The organism is Nitrospira sp. Ecomares 2.1, assembly GCF_965152585.1.
In genome coordinates this window covers 1,324,691-1,349,144 of record NZ_OZ224219.1, presented here as the reverse complement: position 1 = coordinate 1,349,144, position 24,454 = coordinate 1,324,691, and the positions used below count along the sequence as shown (strand labels likewise).

General features: G+C 47.1%; 17 protein-coding genes. 7 read left to right on the top strand and 10 right to left on the bottom strand.

Annotation, left to right across the window (positions count from 1 at the left end):
* Positions 1-27: 27 nt before the first annotated feature.
* From rplM to argJ, 4 genes are all read left to right on the top strand, one after another.
* Positions 28-456, top strand: coding sequence for a 50S ribosomal protein L13 (gene rplM, locus ACWHYD_RS05875; protein ID WP_447964979.1), 429 nt, complete (start codon positions 28-30; stop codon positions 454-456).
* Positions 457-502: 46 nt separating this feature from the next.
* A complete protein-coding gene (gene rpsI, locus ACWHYD_RS05870) occupies positions 503-895 on the top strand; it encodes a 30S ribosomal protein S9 (protein ID WP_447964978.1) in 393 nt (130 codons plus the stop codon).
* 197 nt (positions 896-1,092) lie between these two features.
* Positions 1,093-2,169, top strand: a complete 1,077-nt coding sequence (argC, locus tag ACWHYD_RS05865) for an N-acetyl-gamma-glutamyl-phosphate reductase (protein ID WP_447964977.1) — start codon at positions 1,093-1,095, stop codon at positions 2,167-2,169.
* A 43-nt stretch (positions 2,170-2,212) separates the two neighbouring features.
* Complete coding sequence (argJ, locus tag ACWHYD_RS05860; RefSeq protein ID WP_447964976.1) at positions 2,213-3,421, top strand: bifunctional glutamate N-acetyltransferase/amino-acid acetyltransferase ArgJ; 1,209 nt, start codon at positions 2,213-2,215, stop codon at positions 3,419-3,421.
* Positions 3,422-3,475: 54 nt separating this feature from the next.
* On the opposite strand, the gene prsR is transcribed toward argJ, so the two are convergent.
* The 5 genes from prsR to ACWHYD_RS05835 form a co-directional block, all read right to left on the bottom strand.
* Positions 3,476-4,861 carry a PEP-CTERM-box response regulator transcription factor gene (prsR, locus tag ACWHYD_RS05855; protein WP_447964975.1) on the bottom strand — a complete coding sequence of 462 codons (1,386 nt, stop codon included), beginning with the start codon at positions 4,859-4,861 and terminating at the stop codon, positions 3,476-3,478.
* A complete protein-coding gene (locus ACWHYD_RS05850; RefSeq protein WP_447964974.1) occupies positions 4,858-7,041 on the bottom strand; it encodes an ATP-binding protein in 2,184 nt (727 codons plus the stop codon). The genes prsR and ACWHYD_RS05850 overlap by 4 nt, the downstream gene beginning before the upstream one ends.
* A gap of 769 nt (positions 7,042-7,810) precedes the next feature.
* Positions 7,811-9,244 (bottom strand): sigma-54-dependent transcriptional regulator, encoded by a 1,434-nt coding sequence (locus tag ACWHYD_RS05845; RefSeq protein WP_447964973.1) that lies wholly within the window; start codon positions 9,242-9,244, stop codon positions 7,811-7,813.
* The gene (locus ACWHYD_RS05840) at positions 9,222-9,938 is read right to left on the bottom strand and encodes a hypothetical protein (protein WP_447964972.1); all 717 of its coding nucleotides are present in this window, start codon (positions 9,936-9,938) and stop codon (positions 9,222-9,224) included. The genes ACWHYD_RS05845 and ACWHYD_RS05840 overlap by 23 nt, the downstream gene beginning before the upstream one ends.
* A 107-nt stretch (positions 9,939-10,045) precedes the next feature.
* Complete coding sequence (locus ACWHYD_RS05835; RefSeq protein WP_447964971.1) at positions 10,046-11,530, bottom strand: sensor histidine kinase; 1,485 nt, start codon at positions 11,528-11,530, stop codon at positions 10,046-10,048.
* Positions 11,531-12,299: 769 nt separating this feature from the next.
* Between ACWHYD_RS05835 and ACWHYD_RS05830 the strand changes: the two genes are divergently transcribed.
* The 3 genes from ACWHYD_RS05830 (at position 12,300) to ACWHYD_RS05820 (ending at position 17,287) form a co-directional block, all read left to right on the top strand.
* Positions 12,300-14,285: an Ig-like domain-containing protein gene (locus ACWHYD_RS05830; RefSeq protein WP_447964970.1), complete on the top strand. Its 1,986-nt coding sequence runs from the start codon at positions 12,300-12,302 to the stop codon at positions 14,283-14,285.
* A gap of 21 nt (positions 14,286-14,306) precedes the next feature.
* Positions 14,307-15,020, top strand: a complete 714-nt coding sequence (locus ACWHYD_RS05825) for an Ig-like domain-containing protein (protein ID WP_447965832.1) — start codon at positions 14,307-14,309, stop codon at positions 15,018-15,020.
* A gap of 725 nt (positions 15,021-15,745) precedes the next feature.
* Positions 15,746-17,287 carry a hypothetical protein gene (locus ACWHYD_RS05820; protein ID WP_447964969.1) on the top strand — a complete coding sequence of 514 codons (1,542 nt, stop codon included), beginning with the start codon at positions 15,746-15,748 and terminating at the stop codon, positions 17,285-17,287.
* Between the two features lie 88 nt (positions 17,288-17,375).
* Here the strand turns inward: ACWHYD_RS05820 and ACWHYD_RS05815 are convergent, their stop codons facing one another.
* From ACWHYD_RS05815 to ACWHYD_RS05795, 5 genes are all read right to left on the bottom strand, one after another.
* Positions 17,376-18,572: a glycosyltransferase family 4 protein gene (locus tag ACWHYD_RS05815; RefSeq protein WP_447965831.1), complete on the bottom strand. Its 1,197-nt coding sequence runs from the start codon at positions 18,570-18,572 to the stop codon at positions 17,376-17,378.
* 36 nt (positions 18,573-18,608) lie between these two features.
* On the bottom strand, positions 18,609-20,474 hold the full coding sequence (gene asnB / locus ACWHYD_RS05810) for an asparagine synthase (glutamine-hydrolyzing) (protein ID WP_447964968.1): 1,866 nt from the start codon (positions 20,472-20,474) through the stop codon (positions 18,609-18,611).
* A 24-nt stretch (positions 20,475-20,498) separates the two neighbouring features.
* A complete protein-coding gene (locus tag ACWHYD_RS05805; protein WP_447964967.1) occupies positions 20,499-21,863 on the bottom strand; it encodes an O-antigen ligase family protein in 1,365 nt (454 codons plus the stop codon).
* Positions 21,864-21,927: 64 nt separating this feature from the next.
* Positions 21,928-23,103: a hypothetical protein gene (locus tag ACWHYD_RS05800; RefSeq protein ID WP_447964966.1), complete on the bottom strand. Its 1,176-nt coding sequence runs from the start codon at positions 23,101-23,103 to the stop codon at positions 21,928-21,930.
* Between the two features lie 27 nt (positions 23,104-23,130).
* The gene (locus tag ACWHYD_RS05795) at positions 23,131-24,267 is read right to left on the bottom strand and encodes a glycosyltransferase family 2 protein (RefSeq protein WP_447964965.1); all 1,137 of its coding nucleotides are present in this window, start codon (positions 24,265-24,267) and stop codon (positions 23,131-23,133) included.
* Between the last annotated feature and the right edge of the window lie 187 nt (positions 24,268-24,454).

The window sequence follows — 24,454 nt, the reverse complement described above, 5'->3', positions numbered from 1 at the left end:
AAGTAGAGGAAAGGAAATACAACACTCATGCGATCCTATCAAGCTAAACCGCTAGAAGTTGAACGACAATGGTTTTTAGTCGATGCTAAAGGAAAAACCGTTGGACGCTTGGCCGCGAAGGTTGCCTCTATCCTTCGTGGAAAGCATAAGCCAACGTTTACTCCGAATGTCGATACGGGGGATCATGTCGTCATCATAAATTCCAGTGAAATTCAATTCACCCGCGATAAATTTCGTTCAAAGATCTACTATCACCACACCGGGTATCCTGGAGGCATCAAAGCCATTACTGCGGAGCATCTTCATGCAAAGAAACCAACTGAAGTGCTTTCTAAAGCCATTCGTGGGATGCTTCCAAAATGTACGTTAGGAAAGCAAATGGCTAGAAAACTCAAAATTTACCCTGGTGCCGAGCATCTGCATCGAGCGCAATGCCCAACGCCTCTAAACCTCTAAAGTCATCAGTTACCGTTCAACCGTAAAAAAGGAGATCTATTCTCACATGGTCGATACAGTTCAATACGCAACAGGAAAAAAGAAAAATGCGATTGCCCGAGCATGGGTAGAACCAGGACAAGGCGACATTCTGATCAACGCACGATCAGTAGATTCGTATTTCCCACGATTGACACATCAAATCCAAATTCAAACACCATTCGAGGTCACCAAAACCGGTGGACAATTCAATGTCAAAGCCACGTTGACGGGTGGAGGCGTCTCGGGTCAGGCAGGAGCTCTTCGCCATGCGATTGCAAAGGCCTTAGCTTTATATAATCCTTCCTTACGGGATCCCTTGAAAAAAAATGGATTGCTCACCAGAGATAGCAGGGTGAAAGAGCGAAAAAAATACGGGCAAAAAGGTGCCAGGGCCAGGTTCCAATACTCCAAACGATAATTGGCCGGCTCACCGTTCACCTAGGACCATGGGGGAGGCCATCCAGCCTCCCCCTTTTTTAATCCGTCATCTTCTGATGCCTTTGCCCACCTCAAACCTCAATTTACCTTTCCACAAACAGGCATTTGGCACAGAGTTAAATGATTTCCTAATAGGTATTGTCCTTTTCTCCCAAAACCAATTTCTTTGAAATGACCATGAATAAAAAAATTCGCGTCGCAGTGATCGGAGCCAGTGGCTATACGGGAGGTGAATTACTTCGATTACTCACCCTGCACCCACAGGTCACACTAAACCGCGTGGTGGCGTCTGAAAAATCTGAAGGCATCGCTGTCGCTTCGCTGCTTCCTCATCTTACGAAGATTTTTGACTGTTCATTGTCATCGTTGAATACCGAAGCGATCGCCAAGGAAGTCGATGTGGTGTTTCTCGCTCTTCCCCACACACAATCCCTGCAACCAGTAGCCGATTTTCTGTCACTAGGGAAACATGTTATTGACTTGAGTGCCGATTATCGTCTTCAAGACCCGACGGTCTATGAACAATGGTATCAGACCGCTCATACTTTTCCTGACTTGCTCAAAAATGCGGTCTATGGACTACCAGAACTCAATCGCGCGGCTATTTCCAAGACCCATCTTGTCGCAGTCGCCGGGTGTTATCCCACCGTCGCCATTTTGCAACTCGCGCCATTTGTAGCCCAAAACCTCATTGACCAAAATTCCATTATTATTGACGCAAAGTCTGGAATTTCAGGAGCGGGTCGCACACCTGCACTCGGGACCCATTTCCCTGAATCCCATGAAGCCATTCATGCCTATAAAATCGGCAAACACCGCCATGTGCCTGAAATCGAACAGGGGTTAGCACGACTGGCTCCTGCTCCAGCCTCCAAAACAACTTCCTCCAGTCCATCCATAATTTTCACGCCTCACCTCATACCCATTAATCGAGGCATTCTGAGCACGGCCTATGCCAAATTGAAACCTGGCATTGATCAGTCCCATTTGGATGCCGCCTATAAAAGTCGGTATCAAGACGAATATTTCATTCGACTCTTTCCCAGTTCCGAGGGAGTCAATCCGAAAAATTTGCGAGGATCGAATTTTTGTGACCTTAGTTGCACCTATGATCCTCGAACGGGGTATCTGGTCAGCACAGGTTCTCTGGACAATCTCGTAAAAGGCGCAGCCGGACAGGCGATTCAATGTATGAATCTTATGTTAGGCTTTCCCGAAACACTCGGATTGACCGCGCCAGGCCTCTTTCCCTAAACCATTTTTCACCGGTTTCTCCTGACGAGAAGAGGATGTCTCCATGTCTAAACGCGTAAAAGGTGGGATCACTGCCCCCCAAGGTTTCGTAGCAGCAGGAATGCATTCAGGCATTAAAAAGACCAAGCAGCTTGATCTGACCATGATCATGTCAGAAAAGCCTGGACCCATCGCCGGGGTGTTCACCTCTAACAGGCTCCCTGCCGCTCCGGTGATTCTCGACCGGCTCTATCTCAAGAGGGGCATGGGTCAAGCGTTCATTATTAATAGTGGCAATGCCAACGCATTTACCGGACAGGAAGGATTGGCACATGCAAGGGAAATGGGTCAGAGAGTTGCCGACCAACTCACAATTCCCCTCCACCACGTGTTTGTCGGATCCACTGGTGTCATTGGGGTTCCTCTACCCATATCCGCCATACGTAGCGGCATTCCGATTCTGATTTCACGTCTACGCAAGGCTGGTCACCGTGAAGCTGCCAAAGCCATCATGACGACAGACACCTGTCCTAAGGAAATCGCGATTCAGGACCGTATTGGTGGAAAAACAGTAACCATTGGCGGGATCGCCAAAGGTTCAGGAATGATCCACCCTGACATGGCCACCATGTTGGCCTATATCACGACAGATGCGGCCATTGACCAAAAAACGCTACAAGCAACCTTTCGCGCCGTCACCAAACAAACATTCAACTGCATTTCTGTTGACGGAGAAACCAGCACCAATGACACGGCATTATGTCTGGCTAACGGGAAAGCCGGAAATTTAACCATCAAAACCGGAACGACGGCACATGGCAAATTTGAAGCACTCTTATTTCAAGTCTGCCACCATCTGGCCATGGAAATTGTTCGGGATGGCGAAGGCGCCACCAAAATCATAGAATTTCAGATTACCCAGGCTTCCAGTGACCGGGCCGCGAAACAATTTGCCAATACTCTAGCCACCTCCCCTTTAGTCAAAACCGCTATTTTTGGCACGGATCCCAACTGGGGAAGAATTGTGGCCGCATTGGGACGGGCAGGTTCCCCTGTCAAAGCGGAGAAACTCCTTATCGAATTCAATAAGATTCCCATCGTCCAAAATGGGAAAGGGCTGGGTCCTCAGGTCGAACGACGAATTAAACAGGAAATGAAGAAGCCCTTCCTGACGATTTCCATTTCACTCGGAATGGGAAAGGGCTCCTCCAAGATTTGGACCACGGATTTGACCTACGATTACGTGAAAATCAACGCATCCTATCGATCGTAAATTCCATCCAGCATTCAATCTGAAAATTGAGAATAGCCCATTACCGAGGGAGGATTATTTTTTTATGTGGTGACGGGATATTAAATCATGCAGGGTCGGACGACTCACAGCAAGAATAGTCGCAGCCTTCGTAATATTTCCACCGGTCTTGGCCAGAGTTTGCTCAATCACCCGTTTTTCTACCGTGTCTCTGGCTACCTTCAAAGTGAGTCCAACCTGACTCTCATCGGGTTCAGGCAAATCCAAATCTTCCGGGGCAATTCTTGGATTGTCGGTTAGTGTCACGGCCCGACGAATCCGATTTTCTAATTCTCGAATGTTGCCAGGCCAATGATACTGTTCTAGCGACAATAAGGCTTCCCTCGTAAATCCTGAAATCTTCTTTTTGGCCTCTTCTGAATAACGCTGAAGCAACGATTTGCCCAACATCACGATATCGCCACCCCGCTCGCGTAAGGGAGGCGCCGTAATTGTCACGGTATTCAATCGATAATACAAATCTTCCCGGAAACGGCCATCTTTCATCGCCAGTTGAAGATCCATATTGGTGGCCGCTAAAACTCTCGTGTCAACTGGAATTTCTACGCGTCCGCCTACCCGCTCGATGCTTCGTTCTTGTAAGACCCGAAGCAGTTTGACCTGTAATGCAGGAGAAATCTCACCAATCTCATCGAGAAAAAGCGTCCCGCCCTGAGACGACTCAATTCGACCTGGACGCTGGAGATGAGCCCCGGTAAACGCACCTTTCTCATGCCCAAACAACTCACTTTCTAGCAACGTTTCGGGAATAGCCCCACAATTAATCGCGATAAACGGGCCATCCTTTCTGTGGCTTTGCTGATGAATCGCCCGAGCCACTAACTCCTTCCCGGTGCCACTTTCCCCAACAATAAGAATAGAAATATCCGACCCGGCCACTCGCCGGATAGTATCGAACACTTTAACCATAACCGGGCTGCTTCCAATAATTTCTGGAAATCCTCGTTTCGCCTCACGGTCCAGAAGCTTTTGATTTTCTTTTTCCAAGCCAGCCAAATACCCGGCCCGCTGAAGAACGACTCTTAACACCTCCAAATCTACCGGCTTTTCCAAGAAATCATATGCGCCCAATTGAATCGCCTTGAGCGCATTGGCGCGATCTTGATTTCCCGTGATGACGACCACCTTCACCAAAGGGTTTACCGCCAGCAATTGTTCTAAGGCAGCCAATCCTTCGGTCACCCCGCCGGTATCAGGTGGCAAACCTAAATCCAAGGTTACCAGTGAGATCTTTTCCCGCTGAAGAATATCGACAGCCGCCACACGATGATCCGCCTCATAGATCATATAAGAGGACTTCAATCCCCACTTCATCTGTTCAAGAATCTCTGGGTGATCATCAATCAATAGTAGGGAAGGAAGACGTGAAGATTCGGCAAGAGGATCAGACTTCATGGTCATTCGTTTCTTCCTGAGTCAGACTTTACCCCGGCATTAGAAACACCAAACACCACACTACTTGCGTTATCGGCACTTTGTACCGGAAATGTAACAATTACTGTCGTACCTCGCCCTTCCTGGCTCTCAATGTGAATCATGCCATGATGGTCCTCGATAATTCGCTTACATTGAAACAGCCCCACACCCAATCCATTTTTTTTGGAACTTTTAAATGGCTGGAAAATCTTTTCAAGCTGGGCCGCAGGGATCCCATCCCCCGAATCGACCAGTTCAACGATCACCTGCTCACCATCATAGGCGGTAGAAATATCAAGCGTACCATTCCGGTCGGTCGCCTGACGCGCATTAAGGATCAAATTTAAGAAAACCTGTTTGATTGCATCCTTTTTGAGCTGAAGGACGGGAACCTCTAGCCCTGGTGTAAAATTCGTTTGGCATCCAGGGTCATTTACGGCAGCCAGTGTATCCTGAATTAACAGATTCACATCCACTGATTCCGTAACGGTTCCTTCACTCAGATTTGGTTCCTTCGCCTGACGAGACAATTCCCCCATTAAATCAATAATTCGCTGAGACGTATTTTTAACGGTTTGCATTGCAGATGCCTGAAATTCAACATTACTCCCGTATTGAGCAGCATTCTGAGCCACAAGAGATAAACTCGAGGCCAAATTTTTTAAATCATGTAAATAAAATGCAGAGAACCGATGCACCGCTTCCCATTTGGCGGCCGAACTGCGCTCTTCAACTAATTCAAATTGAATGAGCAGCATCGTCACATGATGCGCAACAGCTCGCAGTAAATCAAAATCGTCCTGATCATAACATTCATAAGCCGATTCCTGACTAAGCGTACAAAACCCGAGCAGTCTGCCCTGTCCAGTCACCAAAGGCACACACACATGGGCGTGAGTGACATCAAGAAATTCTCTCCAATCCTCGGCCGCCCGCTGACCCGCCTGTACAAACAAGGGTTCTTGCTGTGCTTTCAACTGTTGAATGAGAGGGTGAGTTTCAGGAATGGGAATCGGTTCTGAAATATTCGGTGACCGATCATTCAACTTTCTTCGACGCCGTTCCTTTCGTATTTGATGATATCGGCCGTCAACATCAAAATACTTCCAAATTGTGACTCGAGAGGTTCCAAATGTTCGACTGAGGCACTCTAGATACCGATTCAAAATTTGTTGGACATCCGGACAAGCCGCAAACGTCTCGGTAACCTCTATCCATTTTTCTCGATAATCATATTTATCTTTTAAAAAATGACGAGAAATGAATTGCTGAAACTCGACACGAATACGCCTGGAAAGCACGGCGATCACCAACCCCATAACGGCAAAAAAACTAAGGATCACACCCAGTGATTCCTTGACCTCCCAACCGGTTTTTTGCACCAGTGCGATCACCATAGCCACAAGAACGAAATACCCGCTGACACACACCACCGCCAGTGAGGCATATACTGCATGGTGACTGATTTGAATTTTCTGAATTACCTGGGATCCTGGCCATCGCCTTAACCCCAGTGCCATGACAACCAGAGAAATAAACGATGCGATTTCCCCCGCCCACACATCTTCCTGTTTCCACACCGAAGCCACGGCCACATGAAAAGCCTGTGCGATGGATATACAGGCCAGACCTCCCAATCCAATTAACACGTATTTCAATCGATATTGCAGGGGATCTGGAAAAGATTTGAGCATACGTTCCAACTGAAATATTGCCACACACGATGCCAATACAATAAACCCCCAGACCATCAAACCCTCTGGTCTTTTGAAAACAACTTCCCTTTCTGAATTGACCTGCATGAATCCATCTGAAATACCTATGATCAACATTGCTAAGAGAGCAGCCCCACCGGCGATGACCTTCCACCACCCTTTGCCCAATGCCAAGGAATTAGCAGAAAATTCCTGTAATAATGAATACCCGACATTGCCGATCATAACCGGCAGAATTATCTCACCAATGAGAATTAATTTCCTGGAAATAATGAGATGGGCTGACAACGCTTCTTGAATGACATTCAGCCCATGGATCCAAACCATAACCACCATCAGGAAGAGTAAAGGAAAATAATGAGCACCATCCTTTCTCCTCCAAAATATGATCGTCGCCAAAAACAGGGAGACTCCTGCCGTGAGAATAGATGGAAAAACCCACACACTCATACCGACCCACATTACCTATTGAGAGTTAAACAGAGACAAGTTCATTTCTCGGTGCTACCAAAGGACACAGCCTTTCTATTTTTCTGATTGATGAGGACATGCTACGTAGCACATGCCTCAATCACTCTGGCGCACCTGGGTTTATGGAATAAACACCCGACTACCTACGCTAGTCATCGAGTCCTTTGCGTATCAAGGCAAAATTACCTCTTACGGCCAGGCTCATGAGGATTCAGTCATTAAGCGACTAAAGCTTGGTTTAATAGATAAAGTATTTTCGCCCAACAGGTTTCGATTCCACCTCTTTCATGGAGAGAAAGTTCAAGATAGAGAACCACTCTAGCCTGCATCACAGGACTTTAGTCAGAATACAACTGTAGTAGTTTTTTCGGAAGATGAGGAGGGGGACTGTAGGGTTCGGCTTCTCAAATCGACCTCGCCTCTCGCCTGACAACGAAAGCTAGGGTTCGATTCTGATGAATAGGAGTATTTTTAGATTCTCAATCTACAGGACAGAGCCGTCCCGTTTCAGCCAATAAATTGAGTCATGCAGAAAGGGGGACATGCGGCTATTCGACAGGAACGCCTTATCCGAATTGCTGGAATGAAACATACCAGGTATATATAGGCCTTTTCAGCCGATTTCTGCCGAAAATCTGGAAGTATAAATCAGCGTGAGACTACTTAACTGCCGTTTTTAAAGTGAAGCGAACCTGGCGCCTTCCCGACCCCATGGCGAAACATAAGCTTCTGGACAGCTGTACAAAAATTACTGGAGTCCTGGTTGGCCGTTTGAAGGAGGCGCGTCATCCTGTCTATCGGAAGGATGCAGGCCATATTTTTTAAGCAGTTTATAAAAATCCGCCCGATAGCGACCGGCAATTTGTGCTGCCTTGGAGATATTCCCTTGTGTGGCCTTGAGCAGATCCTGGAGGTACTCCTTCTCAAACGCTTCCTTCGCATCGGTTAATGGTTGAAGACTACCTGGCTTGCTTTGTTCGTGGGGAGAAAGGGCGAGAAATTCTGCTGTAATAATATCCTGAGGGGACATGACAACCGCGCGCTCAATCATATTCTCAAGTTCTCGAACATTTCCAGGCCAGGGATAGGTAATTAAGGCCTGCATGGCTTCCGGCGAAAATCCCTTGACGACTTTCCCATGATGCTCAATACTCCGCTTAAGAAAAAACTGGGCGAGAGAAGGAATATCCTCCCGACGCTGTCGAAGCGGGGGAATCCACAAGGGAACGACGTGAATTCGATAATACAGATCTTCTCGAAATCGCCCTTCCCGCACAGCTAATTCCAAATCCTTATTTGTTGCAGCCAGGATTCTCACATCCACCTTTGTAGGCACTTGACCGCCGACAGGCAACACTTCCCGATTTTGAATAGTTCGCAGGAGTTTCCCTTGCAATGACAGCGGCATTTCACCTATTTCATCTAAAAATAATGTCCCTTTATCGGCACTTTGGATTAAACCCCGCTTGTTTTGATGGGCTCCGGTAAAGGAACCCTTCATGTGTCCGAACAACTCACTTTCAAACAAAGTTTCTGGGATTGCCGCACAATTGACGGCCATAAACGGCTTTGAAGCTCGGGGGCTATTACAATGAAGCACGCGTGCAATCACTTCCTTTCCGGTCCCTGTTTCTCCGGAAATACAAACGGTGGTATCGGTCTTCGCCACTTGAGCCACCTGCTTCAACACCGTATGCATTTCTGCACTCCGTGCCACGACATTTTCGAGCCCATACAATTCGTTCACCAGCAGTTGTAGCCGATGAATCTCCTGACTCATTCGTTTGGTAGTGAGGGCTTTATCAATACTCTCTAGCAACTCTTTGTCATCAAACGGTTTGGTCAAATACCCATACGCACCCTTTTTCATCGCTTCCACTGCATTGGGAATACAGCCATGAGCTGTCAAGATCAGGATTGGAAGATTGGTTTGATGCTGGTGCAATTCTTCCATGAGATCCAAGCCATCAGCATCCGGCAATCGAAGATCCAGAATGGCAAAATCATAGGGATCCTCCTGTACGCGGCTCAACGCATCTCCCCCCGACCCACACGCAGTCACCACAAACCCCATGGAATGCAGGCGCATTTTCAGGAGGGTCAGTAAACTTGGATCGTCATCAACAACAAGAATTCGTTCATCAGCCATCACAGTTCCTTTATTTTTTTCCATCACCTTCATATGGTATTTCTTTCTCCTCGGCTCTTTCGAGTTTGGGGGTTGGGGCCATTTTTTCAGACGGGCGGGTCGGCGGGGCCTTCTCGCGTATTTCCTGATCGATACGGCGTAAAGCCTCTAATTGATTCGTCAATTCTTGAACTTTTCTCTCACTGGCCTTAAGTTCCAGCTGTGCATCCTGCCGGAGCGTCTGCTCCTTTTTCAATTGCTCTGTTTGTTTGGAAAGATTCGAGAGAGCCTGATTCAACTCTTCGACAGCCTTTTCCCGATTCGTCAGTTCTTGCTTAAGTGCATCAACAGAGTCTGTTTCTAATTGACGACTTAATTCATGAACCAGTAATTCTTTATTCACAATTTCACGAACTAATCGCTTTGTAAGACCCTCTGGTAAAGTCCCTCCTCCCGGAGCATTCAATACATCCAATAACCACAACCAGAATCGACTTTCACTCGCCAAGGCACTATTGGGATTTGAGACCACCACTTTTCGAAAATGAAGCGCAGCCAATTCCCTATTTTCATATAACGCAGCGACTCCAAGAAGGAAATGAACCGCCCGACATTCAGCTTCATTTTTACATGAACCCAGCTTCTTTTCCTGATCATCCGCAATTGCCCGAAAAAATGGAACATCTTCGGGGTCAGGAGTTAACACCGAGGGCCCAGTTGAATACCCGGGTGAAATAGATTGAGCCATAGCCAAACTCTTCCAGCCGGTAAAATTCCACTCTCCCCATTCAAGAGAAATTAGAATTATCAGAGACCCAAAAAACACCCAGATCAACGACTCAAACTGTTTGCGTATCAAGAGACAGTCCCCGTATGTTTTCGCTTCGGAATGGTAAAATGTAACGCCGTCCCGGTTCCAAGAATGCTCTCTGCCCAAATTTTTCCACCATGGGCTTCCACCACACGCTTCGCCAAAGCCAGCCCAATCCCACTCCCCACATACACACGACCTTCTTGGGTTTTCCCCTGGTAAAATCGTTCAAAGATATGAGGCAAATCGGCTTCGGGAATTCCTGGTCCCGTATCAGACACGGTAAATTGCAACCCTTCTCCTGAACTTTCTGGCCTCGATCGAATCAACACCGTCGTTCCTTCAGGACTAAATTTAATGGCATTGGATAAAAGATTTTCCAGCACCTGTTCCATCCTCGGTCCATCCAGATCATAGAACCTCACCTTGTTCTGAAACAAATCGAGGGTCAGATGAATATTTTTGCGTTCCGCAAGAAATTTCACCTTTTCTGTCGATCGAACGGCCAAACGATTCAAGTCGGTGGGACTAAAATTATAGGAAACCATGTCGGCTTCCATCCGGGATAAATCTAAAAGATTCCCGATCAAGTGATTGAGTCGTTGGCTGCTTTCAGAAATAATGGTGAGCGTTTCTCGTTGGTCCTTGGTCAACGTTCCAGGAATGCCATCGAGCAGAAGCTGTGAGCCCTCACGAATAGATGTTAACGGCGTCCTCAACTCATGGGATATATTTGCCAGGAATTCCGACTTCATCTCATCTAACTTTTGTAGTTTTTCGCCCATCCAATTTACCTGGCCGACCAGTTCGCGTAACTCCTGGGGAACAGACAAGGAGATTGTGCCTCCAAATTGACCTTGTCCAATTCGGCGGATTTGCGCTTTGACTCGTCGAAGGGGGCGAAGAATACTATAGCTGGCGATTCCGGCCAAGCCAAGACCTAGAACCAACGCCATCACGAGAAGCTGTTTTGTAATTTCCTGGGCCTGTACCGAGCGAAGATGAGAATCCTTGAGAATCGCGCCAACACTGGCTTCCTGAGAAGTAATATAGGCTGTGATGGATTGGGTTATGGCAGTAATCAACGTATCCCGGTTTTGTTCATATCTGGCGATAGCCTGAGGAGAACGGTCGGCTTGTTCAACGCCAACGCTCAAAAATAAGGTATGAAATTCTTCATGCAGTTCTTTGGTTTCCGCAAGTAATTCAAGCGTACTGCCAGGATTTTCCTGATCCTCAAGGGCTTTCAAGGTTTTGCGAAAATTTTCAGCTTCCTGAAGGAAATCCTTCAGAAGGGCCGTATCCCGAAGCACCAAGTATTGCTTATCACTTTTTAATTGCGCATACAGACTGGTAATGAGTCGTTTTGCCGTTTCCACTGCCGGAAAATGGTGCGTTGCTAACTCAGCGCCTAATTCCGTTAATGCACGAAACTGATGGAGGATATATAAATTCACCCCAACCACTAACGCAAGGATTGTCAGGTATCCCAGGGTTAATCGCCAAAATATGGACAAGCGTGGCAACATTGTTCAAACACCAAAATTCTTTAGGATCGTTTAAAAAAAAATCCCGTTGTCTCTGGCTCGAGGCGAAGAATTTCCCCAAACAATCCGTTTTTCTTCATCCTAAAAATTTAAAGATCTTCTTCCTCAGAATCACCAAATAACTTTCACATAAATATTAGTTACGTAGCAATGCTGAATTGTATTTCCTACATTACATTGAGTAACCCTACAGCAGAATTCCATTTCTTGATAGAATTTCCGTAAACCCACCAAATATTTTTTTCTTTATTAACAACCTAATATTAAGCCTAGGCCGTCAATGGTCTCCATATTGCATATGCCTCCGTAGCGATTATAATTAATTCGAAAGATCTTTAATTCTATCAAAGCCCACGTTTTAAATTTCTCCTTATTATCTGATGAAAAGTCTGCCTTTGGCATTTTTATTATCGTGCTTAAAACAATATTTACTCATTTTGCGTTTTTTCTTCGTGTCCCCCCCAAATTTATCCATCTTCATGATTTTTCAACAACCTCCCCCTGAACTGGAAACATCTTCCAATTTTTCTTAGGTAGTACTTGGAAGTTTAGGTTCTATTGCTGGATTAAATATTCGGATTGGATTTCTTCTGCTGGGAAACATCCAAGCAGACAGAAACCCTTGATTTCTTCTCTCAGATTGAAATCCCACTAGAGAGGCGAATTTGACAATAGACACGCACAGAGAAAAACCGTTCAAGAAAACTGGTAATGAAATAGGAAAAAGACTACTAAAAGCAGGAGATGAATAATGAAATTACAAAGCGCCTTCCTCTTAGTTAAGGAAACTTTCACAACCAATGATCCTAAGATCGCTTCGTCTCAACTTGAGGAAATCGCACAAAGGTTTTGCAAAAACCTCATCCAGTTTTTTGCACAATTAATCATGGGCCTAGCCTCTCACGCATCTCCAAAAAAAATACTTTCGTTTTTCATTCTCCTGATAGCAATAATAACTGTTATACCTTGTCCCCCTGTTTTTTCAGCTGATGTTTCGGTCACATGGAATAAAAATACCGAATCGGATTTAGCAGGATATAAAATTTACAAACGGACGCTACCATCCCAAGATTTTGGACAACCACTATTTTCAGGAATGCCCACTAATCCATCCTCACCCTCAACAACCGTATCCGGACTTAGTGCTGGCACAACCTATGGATTTATAGCGACAGCATTTGACAATGCCGGAAATGAAAGTGCCCCTTCAACAGAAAGGCAAATTTCTGTACCCACAGGCACGTCGCCCTCACCCTCTTCAACCCTCAACATTTCGAATCTGGCCGTGTCCAGTGGGAAAGCCTATGTTCTGCCCACTTCTGGCCTCCAAGCCGGCGCCACAGTGTATATCGACCGCACTTATACCTTTACGACCGTCCCCACTCTCGTGCAGGGAGCCAGGTACATCCAAACGGCCAATAATGACAAAGCGGCGACCAATTCGACCTTCCTCAGCTTTACGGTCAATCAACCCGTCTCCGTATATGTCGCCCATGGCGATCGTATTACCTCGAAACCCTCGTGGTTGAGCACCTTTACCGATACCGGCACCAATCTGGTGACCTCGGATGCGACCTTTAGCCTGTTTGTACGGTCCTTCCCGGCCGGCACCATTACTCTCGGGGGCAATGCCAGCGGGGGTTGTTGCAGCATGTATTCCGTCAGCGTCAAACCCCAGGGTGGTACCCCAGCGGACACCACCTCCCCGACCGTCACGCTGACAGCTCCCAGCGCAGGTACGGTCTCCGGCACAGTGACTGTCAGCGCCAGCGCCAGCGATACAGTCGGCGTGGCCGGCGTGCAATTCCGGCTCCAGGGTGCCAACCTCGGGGCGGAAGATACGACCAATCCCTACAGCACCAGCTGGAATACCACCACCGTCCCGAATGGCTCATACACCCTCACGGCTATCGCCCGCGATGCCGCCGGCAATACGACCACCTCTGCATCCCGCACGGTCACGGTGAGCAACATCACCACACCACCAGCGGACACCACCTCCCCGACCGTCACGCTGACAGCTCCCAGCGCAGGTACGGTCTCCGGCACAGTGACCGTCAGCGCCAGCGCCAGCGATACAGTCGGCGTGGCCGGCGTGCAATTCCGGCTCCAGGGTGCCAACCTCGGGGCGGAAGATACGACCAATCCCTACAGCACCAGCTGGAATACCACCACCGTCCCGAATGGCTCATACACCCTCACGGCTATCGCCCGCGATGCCGCCGGCAATACGACCACCTCTGCATCCCGCACGGTCACGGTGAGTAATGCGAGTCCGCCGCCAGCACCACCACCCTCATCAACACTCAACATTTCGAATCTGGCCGTGTCCAGTGGGAAAGCCTATGTGGTGCCCACCTCCGGCCTCCAAGCCGGGAACACCGTCTATATCGACCGCACCTATACCTTTACCACGGTCCCTACCGCTGTGCAGGGAGCCACGTATATCCAAACCGCCAACAATGATAAAGCGGCCACCAATGGAACCTTCCTCAGCTTTACGGTTAATCAACCCGTCTCCGTATATGTCGCCCATGGCGATCGCATTACCTCGAAACCCTCCTGGTTGAGCACCTTTACCGATACCGGCACAAACCTGGTGACCTCGGATGCGACCTTCAGCCTGTTTGTGCGGTCCTTCCCCGCCGGCACCATTACCCTCGGGGGCAATGCCAGCGGGGGTTGTTGCAGCATGTATTCCGTCAGCATCAAACCAGAGGGCGGCCCCCGCAGGTGACACCACTCCCCGACCGTCACGCTGACGGCTCCCAGCGCCGGTACGGTTTCCGGCACGGTGACAGTCAGCGCCAGCGCCAGTGATAATGTCGGCGTCGCGGGCGTCCAATTCCGGCTTCAGGGCGCCAACCTCGGCCCTGAAGATACGACCAATCCCTACAACACCAGCTGGAACACCACCACCGTCCCGAATGGCTCGTACACCCTCACGGCGATCGCCCGCGATGCGGCGGGCAATACGAAAACCGCTACAGCCCGAACGGTCACCGTGAGCAATACCAGTGCGCCACCACCACCACCCTCATCACCACTCAACATTTCGAATCTGTCCGTGTCCAGTGGGAAAGCCTATGTGGTGCCCACCTCCGGCCTCCAAGCCGGCGCCACCGTGTATATCGACCGTTCCTATACCTTTGCGACCGTCCCCACTCTCGTCCAGGGAGGTGCTTATATCAGAACCGCCAATGATGACAAATCGGCGACCAATTCGACTTTCCTCAGCTTTACGGTCAATCAACCCGTCTCCGTATATGTCGCCCATGGCGATCGTATTACCTCGAAACCCTCCTGGTTGAACACCTTTACCGACACCGGCACAAACCTGGTGACCTCGGATGCGACCTTCAGCCTGTTTGTGAAGTCCTTCCCGGCCGGCACGATTACCCTCGGGGGAAATGTCAGCAATAACAATGCGGGAAATGATTTGAGCATGTATTCCGTCATCGTCAAACAGTAGGGCGGGATTATCCCATGAACCATCAATGGCGAAACTATAAGAGACTATCCGGAGAAAGATAAGTGATACCTATATTATTTCGACTAGATATAACAGATCCAAGAAGGAGGTGGTGGAAAGCTTTGAGTGCTCAGCACCATCCCTTACAGACAACTCTTCAGATGAGGAGCAGTTGGTCGAAGCCTGATCAGATAAGGGAAATGCCTTTGAAAGGGCTTTTGATCTCTATTGCTTCCCTTAAAAAGATTTAAAGACACACTCAACAAATTATACGTGTTTTAAACTGGCTTATAGGATTTCACTAAATACTGCTTGTATTAAAGGTTAGCAAATTAAGCGGTACTTAAACTTAAGCATCCCCGTAGGAGAGAGATTTAGCCTATGATGACGAATCCATTGACATATTTCTTTTACCAACCACAGATACCCAGATTAGGCAGGGGAACCATACAAACTCCAACCAGACGCACAGCAAGCAGCTTTTTCCGAAAACTTCGTCCGTCAACAAGGTTGAGTTTTCGAACTATGCCCTAGTTAAGGTTAAAAAAATTCCTAAAAACTTAAAGCTTTTCTAAATATTACCGAAACATAACCAGTCACGGGATGTGACAACCCAATTTTCAGGAAACTATAAGGGAATATGTCTAATAGCTTTACCGTCCATTAAATTCCCATGCGTAAGGGATTCTAGAGAAGTCACGACATAGCACCACAAGGAGAAATCCATGAAAAGTCGATATGCAACAAATCCAGCAATACTCTGTTGGTCTTTCCTCGCAGCAGTTTTCATGCTGAATGCCACTCAGAGCATTGCCGCGACCTATTACATCTCCCCCACAGGGAGTAATGTCCTAGGTAATGGCACCAGCCAGAACCCTTATTATACCCTCACGCATGCCTTTTCGAAGGGAGGAGGCCACACGTATATCCTTAAAGATGGCCTATATAATTATGAGGGAGGCACCATCGTGAATCCGCCAAGTGGGTCAACAACTTCACCCACGATAATTCAAGCAGAACACGATGGCAAAGCCGTGATCGATGGTGCAGGAGTTCGTACGGGGGTGGACATCCGTCAAGCGGGCACCCATCATATCGTTATCGAAGGGCTCCGCCTCCAGAATTGCGGCGAAGGACCGTCCGTTTCGGTCCAATCCCCAGATGGCACATCGTTAACCAATCAAATCAATAATATTACAATTCGCCGTACAGGTGCGTATGGGAGTGCGGTAAACACGAACAATAATGTCTGGAGCTTGTCCAGGATTCGCGACTCTCTATTCGAAGATGTGTGGGGCTGGGGAGCCGGCCGATATGTCCTGAGTGTCTATGGCGGCACCAAAGTGACCGTCCGGCGGGCTGTGCTCCGATGGGATCGTTGGGATGGATTAGCCTACAAACCCGGTGACCCGAAATTCAACATGAGTTTATATAATACCTATGACAGCTTGGTGGAAAATGTGATTCTCCTGGATGGGACGACTGCAACAGGAGGAGGAGATCGTGGTGGCATATTGCTTGCCGGAAATAGCAATGGTGACACCGCTCCCTATACTGGCTCATCAAATAACGTCATTCTTGGCATGATTAGCCTCAATAATGTCGGAAACGGTCTGGCATCTGAGTCAGGAGGGGGAATCAATAACAATAATCGATTTGAAAATGTTGTTTCCTGGGGCAACGAATACGCAATTACGGTTCCTAGGAAAAGCAGTAATACCACACTCAACCATGTCACATTGGGTGGGGGATCTTATGGGACGTATTTCGGTGGGGGCGGCAATCAGGTGACCAATGTCTCCCTAAAAAATAGCCTCATACACAATAATTCAAATAGTGGAATCAATGGATCCGTCACATCAGATTACAATAACGTCTATTCGAATAGTCCTAATTATAACGGCGCAAGTCCTGGTGCTCACGATTCCAGTATACAACCAGGATTGAAATATCTGCTGCGGGCGGAAACAGGGACACCGAATAAAGGGGTGGCTTCGGATGGTGGAGATATTGGCGCCACAATCATCAAACGCTATCAAAATGGCACTTTAACCAACCAAAATCTCTGGCCATTCCCCAATGAGGCACGGATTAAGGCGGATCTCTGTGCAAATGAATCACGAGGATTCTGCGGCAAATCATCCCTCACACATTATATTTGGGAATTTCTTGGGAACCCACTTCCAGCAGAATATGCGAATGGGGGGGGCACCTCAGATACGATTCCTCCGGCTTCCCCAAAAGGCCTTACCCTTACCATTCAATAATATGGTCTAACCTGGTGCAGCAATCAGCCATGAAAGGTTTGCTGCACCTCCCCCTTCCGAGAAATACTTCCACCCATCCGTTAGAAAATCACACATCAGAACAGGCGCCGAGGAGAACGGAATAGTATTGGGATGCGGCGGCATCCCAGGTCAAGTTACCGACAGACCTGCAAATTTCCCCTTCATCCCATTCCCTGGCCAGTGCCATATCCAACGCCTCAGATAATTGGTGACTATTGCCAGGCTCAACAAGAATCCCATTAGTTTTCCCAATGAGATTGGGAATATCACCCACTCTGGATGCCACCACTGGACGGCCACAGGATAATGCCTCAAGAATCACATTGGGACACCCCTCACGAAGACTCGGCAAACAGAAAACATCACATGCACCGATCCATAGAGGGATATCCTGATGTGCCTTCGCACCAACAAATTGAATATGCCCTTGAAGGTCCTGCTTGTGGACGAGTTCTTGATACGCTTTGAGCATGGGGCCATCCCCGATAATATACAGGGTTATTGGCTTTCTAATTTGAACAAGTTCTTGGAAGGCCTCAATCAGATACCGAAGCCCCTTCTCTTCCTCTTCTGCTAATCTTCCCACAAATAGAACGCAGGGGCCCTTTTGTGGAAGACCAAGGATGGTTTCCGAATCGGTCTGATCCCTTGGAAAAAATAATTGTTTATTAACGCCGTTACGAATAACCGTGACACGCTTATGGTCTATCCCCACGCCTAGCAGGTGAGCCTTCAATTCTTCTGAAACGACTGTGACTCGAGAAGCCTGATTCAAGGCCCGAAGAATCGGCCCCCTCTTGCGCTTCTCAAACAAAAACATATTCACATCACATCCGAGACCTGTCAGTACCAAGGGCACCCCCATAATTCTGGCAAGCAGGGCAGCAGCCACTCCATCAGGATAAAGCCAATGGGCATTTATCACATCAAACCGAAAACAGCGCCTCAGGGCGTACGTATATCGAACAAGACCTAGGAATAATAGGAAGCTATGGTAATGCTCACCCCATTTAGGAATAAACGGATATTTGGGGCTCAAGACGGGTATGCTATCGATAGCATATTCAATTGGAATTAATGAATACCCATGCCATCTTTCCAAAAATTTCCATCCAGGGAGCTTCGGGAACCAGGGTTGTGGGCAAACGACGCGGACCTCGCAATAGTTCGTTAAACCTTGAACAAGTTGGTGGCTAAAGACTCCCTTAGTTGGATTCACGGGAGTTGGAAAAATTTGAGAAATAAACAGAACTTTTAAGGACATTGGCATGACGAACAGAACCATCAAAAATGAGAGTGATCAATCAATGTACTTTTTGTGCCACATTTCCAAAGCGACAAGGGAAAAAAGTCTTCGGCTCAAATCTTCCTTTCCCTGCCGATGTCGCTTCAAAGCATTATCAATATACGACTCTTGAAAGTAATTTCGTGTGAGACTTTTGCTATCCAGCAAGACATCACGAACCTGATGATAAAGTTTTTCCTTAAACCACCTTGCCACTGGCACGGGAAATCCTTTCTTCTTTCGATAAATAATCTCATGAGGCAAAACTTTTTCCATAACTTTTTTTAAGGCCAATTTCCCCTCCCACCCTTTCAATCGATACTCATCAGGCAAGGACATGGCAAATTCAAGTAAATGGTGATCCAAAAATGGTACACGCAGTTCAAGGGAATTGGCCATGGTCATCTTATCCGCTTTGACCAGCAAATCATCAGGCAACCAAGACTTAATATCAAGATAGCCCATTTTCCTCAATCCGGAACTTTGGGAAAGTGTGCCAAGAAGTTTTTCAAAAAATACATCAGAATCATTGCCTAAACGAGAAGCAAAGCCCGGTTGATACATTTTCCGCTTGATGCTCGGCGTCACATCGTTAGAGATTCCTCGATAGCGGTTAAGAAGAGACATTCTCATCCAATCAACATACTTTGTGTATTTCTCATTGGCCTTGAGGCTCGTCGACAGACATTCATGAATCCAGGATGGGAGGTAGCCAAATACACGGTGGATTCGATCAAGCCTTGCCATAATCGGGTACAGGGGATAGCCGGCTAGAATCTCGTCACTTCCCTCCCCTGAGAGAATAACCGTCACATGCTCTTTGGCTAACCGAGAGAGGTGGAAAAGTGCAATTGCCGCACTTTCCACAATGGGTTCTTCCGTGTACTCAAGTAACAAATCCAATGAGGCAAAGAATTCTTCCGATTCAAGAATATACTCGTGATGTTCCGTGTGAAAAATATTTGCAATACACTGGGCATAGGGAAGTTCGCTGGCATCTTTATCATCATGATATCCAACAGAAAAGGTCTTGACCGGCTCGGTCATAGATTTACTCATTCCTGCAACCACCGCACTGGAATCAATCCCACCACTTAAAAATGCCCCCAATGGGACATCACTCATCAGACTCATTTCAATGCTTTTTTGAAGTAATTCTGCATACCGTTCTTGAGCTTCACCAAAAGATAACTCGCTGGGCGGAGCATCATTCAGATCCCAATACTGTGAAAGCGTCACCTGTCGATCCTGAAGAATTAAACCATACCCAGGGAGCAATTTTTGGACACCTTGGAACAATGTAGTTTCTCCGGGTACAAATCCTACCGACACGTAGAAATCCAAAGCAGCTATATTTGCGGATGGGCGAAATTCAAGCACCTTGAGAATGGCGCGCACCTCGGAAGCAAAGAGGAACTGATGCTGGTCCATATAAAAGTAGAGTGGCTTTATCCCAACCCGGTCCCGAGCGAGAAAGACCGAATTCTTGGTGGCATCATAAAGGGCAAAGGCAAACATGCCGTCAAACCATTTGGGACAGTCAATTCCATATTCTTCATAGGCATGCACAATAACCTCAGTATCACACTTGGTTTGAAAGGTGTGCCCCTTAGCTATTAAGTGCTCTCGCAATTCCAAAAAATTGTATATCTCGCCATTGTAGACAACCGCAATAGTCCCATCCTCATTAAACATAGGCTGTGCGCCAGCATGTAAATCAATAATCTTCAGCCTTCGGTGTCCAAAGCCCACATGCTTATTCAAAAATATTCCCGCGGAGTCAGGACCCCGATGAGCCATCGAATCCCTCATCTGCACAAGGAGATTTTGTTCGACAGGTTCACCGTCCCTAAACCTCACCACACCACATATGGCACACATAGCATTTGACTCCGAAGAAAAAGGTTATGACATTCCGCCAGCAAAAAACAGTGCAGTAAATAATCGAAGAAACAGTACAAATCCAACTTCTATCACGGCAATCCAAAAAATATCATTTAGAGTCAACCGAGGAAGAAAACCATTTAATGAGCAAAAGGCTGCAGCAATACCAAGCTGTACATAAAAAAGAATAAAATCTGTGGTCACAAACATCGAGGTGGCTGCATACGAACAAATGCTCGCTAAAAGAGCCAAAGCGAGTGAGCGATCCTTAGGATCAGAGACTTGCCTCGATACATGCCACAGCCCTTTTATCGACAGATACGACAATGAGATGTAGATAAACAGCCCGGGAAAGCCAGTTTCGCCAAGATTTTCCACATAAGAATTATGTGCAATGAGGCTGAGCCCTGTTTTATCTCTCGCAGCGCTCTTAAAACGCATCTTTCCTACACCAAAAACAGGGTTTTCTTTAGCCATCTCCAAACCTGCAGCCCAAAGATCCACACGATGTGCCGCTGACTTACTCCCATCACTATCATCAAACCCCCGTGTCGTAAGAAAGCCAACCAACGGCGCGGCCAGAACCAGAACAATGGCACCAAGGATCAACGCGGTACGTGGCTTAAATCGTAAGACCAACGAAGCGAACAAGGCTACGATTGTGGCCAATAATCCTCCGCGTGACTGAGTCAAAAGAAGTCCTTGAAAAATAAGTAGGCTAAAAAGAAAGGATGTAATCCGAATAAAGATATTCCAGGGAGAGAACATAAATTGAATGAGAAAAGGAAAGGAAATGACAAAAAGCAAAGCCAGAACATTCATCCCATCCCAAAGCCCCACCCACTTTGCGCGACCACCGTGACCATCATCCCAACCAAGATGTTGCCCGGCCCACCCAACCCCAGTCGCCACTTGATCAATACACTGGTAGGCGAGAAGCCCTGACAGGAAAATTTGGAACCATATCAGCCGACGGATTTGTCCAGTTGAGTTTAAAAACAGAAACAAGCACATGAAAATAAGAAAGGATTTCGAATACTCCGTGAAAGCCGCACGCGCATACCATGCTCCTTCCCCTCCTTGCGCAAGGTTTGACAGGCTGATCACCACAAGCCAGACTACCAATACATACAATAATGGCAACTTGCACAAACGCTGCCATCCATCCATTTGAAAAATGGAGCCACCGAGCAAAAAGGCAAAAATTATATAATCAACAGGCCAATTCAACATAAACGGCACCCAGTCTTGGGGCCGCAAATAAAGCGTGATGAAGTAAAGAAATAGAAGAAAAGACAGCGGTGAAGGTATAGGTCCATTCCCAGATGCCCGGTTGGGCCCAATAGAGTCCACAGGCTCTAGATCTGCGGTTTCTTCTTTGACCATAATGTTTTAAATGAAATCCTTTTCGCCGTTTCGGAATAGAATAGCCTGGAGAGTTGTATTTAATTCATTTGTTTTTTGTTGTAGCTTGGAAAGATCTCCCAAATTTTGCTAAATAGAAAGAAGGATCGAGCGCGACTCCACTTTCCGCAGCTTTGACTGCCTGAAATAATTCGTAGGCAGTCACATAATGGAGACAGTATCTTTGACCATCGTTATATTCGTCCTCCAGATAGGTCCACATACGGTCCATGGGCTCTCCAAGCAAAACCGCCATGTTCTGCTCATCGGCTCCATGAGTATGAAGTTTCACAAAGATCCAATTGGGCTGTCCTTGTACGTGAATATGAGTCTTAATCCAAAGGTCAACGCGTTCTTTGGAGGGAGGGTTATCCCCGGAGAGTTCTCCATTTTCAATCCTGGGGAGTAACCCTAATTTTCGAGATTTCCAATTCAACCCCAATGGACCTTGGATCAACATCAAATCTCCACTGGACTTCCTCCCAGCTTCAACAGCAACACCGGTGTTATGGGATTTCGGTCTCAGGGGGTCATCGGTGGCATAATACACAGAGTTAATTGTGGCAACCTGAGACTCGTCGGGAGCGGAAGGAAAGGTAAAATCTGCGTAACACCCCGTCTCACGCAAAATGGAGATCTCATTATTGACTCCACACCATCTCCCTGCACCACCACTATTATCTAAGGCCCAGTTTCCATGGATAAAACCATATTCGATCTCTCCTGATTCAGGATTTTTTCGGAGGAGATCGTGGCGCTCATGAAGAATGGTCTTAAATTCATGAAGTGTATCCCTCAAATGTTCGGGGGTATCATTATCATGATGTAGATGAATCTCAACATCTCCAAACCCCATTCCACATAAAGTGGCGAGATGATCTAAATGAGCCGGTCGATATTCTTCCGCAGGAAAGAAGAAGCTATGCTGGGGGCATCTCCCACTCACATCCCGATGCCTGGACGCGATATGCGGATAATTTTTCATCCATTTTTCTATCCGGGCACATTCTTGTTCATACGACACCCCACCAACAGCGGGCTCATAATGGTCGGTCACACAAAAAAATATATGAATCGGCCCCGCAGTCACCTTTGGACGAGAACGAAATTGCTGGATGACATAACTCGCAATCCAGAGATGCATCTGCTTTTGCCGCAATACGAGCCAGACAAATCCCAAAATGATCAAAAACCCACCGAGAAGTCCAGATACGAGATACACTTAGCCATTCTCCAAGGTTAGCGAATCCTAACGTTCGGCTTTACGCCAAAGACTGGTTTGTCCGGCACTAAAGAAATGAAGGAAAAATCCGTACAACGCAGCGGCATTCCCCATACAGAAGTACAACGGCACATAAAAAAGAGTAGCGCGGCCGAGTGTTTTCATGAGAACCCATCCCAGGACCGCAGCAAGATAAAAAGACACTTGCCCCCAGAAAAGACTGTGATACCAAAGGGAAGGAATCAGCGCACTGCTCACCAGCATGATTAAAAGAAAAAATGGGATCAACCAGCGGAATAATTTGTGAGAGATAAACTGGAAGGCAAAGAACGTCTTTGGCGGAAAAAACATCTCGGGGAATTGGGTAAAAATCTGATACCCGGCAGATGCATAGCGAACCTTGAGAAAAAATTCATCATGAAGCGTTTTTGAGGAATATTCCGCAGATGTCGCTTCTCCTTCATAAATCACTCGAAATCCGGCTTCAACAATTTTCAGAGAAAGAAACATATCGTCATGAACAATGAAGGATGGCATAGGAGTAAAAAGAGCTCTGCGGATGGCGAAAATTTCACCATCCGCACCCACGATGGATCCTAAACGGCTTTCCCCCAATTTAAGCCAACCTTCGTAATTCCAGAAGGCCGTCTCCCCTTGACTGGTTTGCCTATCGCAGTCTTTTAAAATCACCTTTCGGCCCGAAACCCCACCCACAGAAGGATCATGGAAATTTCGTGCAATCTTCTGAATCACCGTTGGCTCATAGACGGTGTTAGCATCAGAAAATAAAATAATCTCCCCAGTAGCCACCGAAACGGCATGATTCAAAGCTGCCGTCTTTCCTTGCCTGGCCGGTCGATGCAAGACAGTGACTCCTTTTTTGACATACGACTGAACAATACTCACAGTCTGATCAGTGGACCCATCCGCAACGACAATAATTTCTAACTGCCCTTCCGGATATGCCAGCGCCATAGTGTTAGCCATTTTGCTACCAATAACTTTCTCCTCGTTATAGGCGGCAATAATCATAGAGACAGAAGGAGAGAAATCTCCCTGCGCAATTGGCTTGGGTTTCACACAGGCCAAAAGCCAAACGAGCAGGGGATACCCAAAATAGGTATACAGCACCGCCACAAAGGCCACCCAAAATAGCAGTTTCATGCTAATTCCTTTTCACCGGAATAGGGATTGACCCCTTCCCCTCAATTGCCCTTCAAGCAGAGCCTAAGGCCATGCTTCGTTCTCAAAAAGGAAAGGAGAGATTAAACTCAATTAAAGTTAAGTGTATGCTGTTTATGTCGGTAATTTTTCGACAATCCTAAGCGGATCAATATAGCGCGGAAGGAGG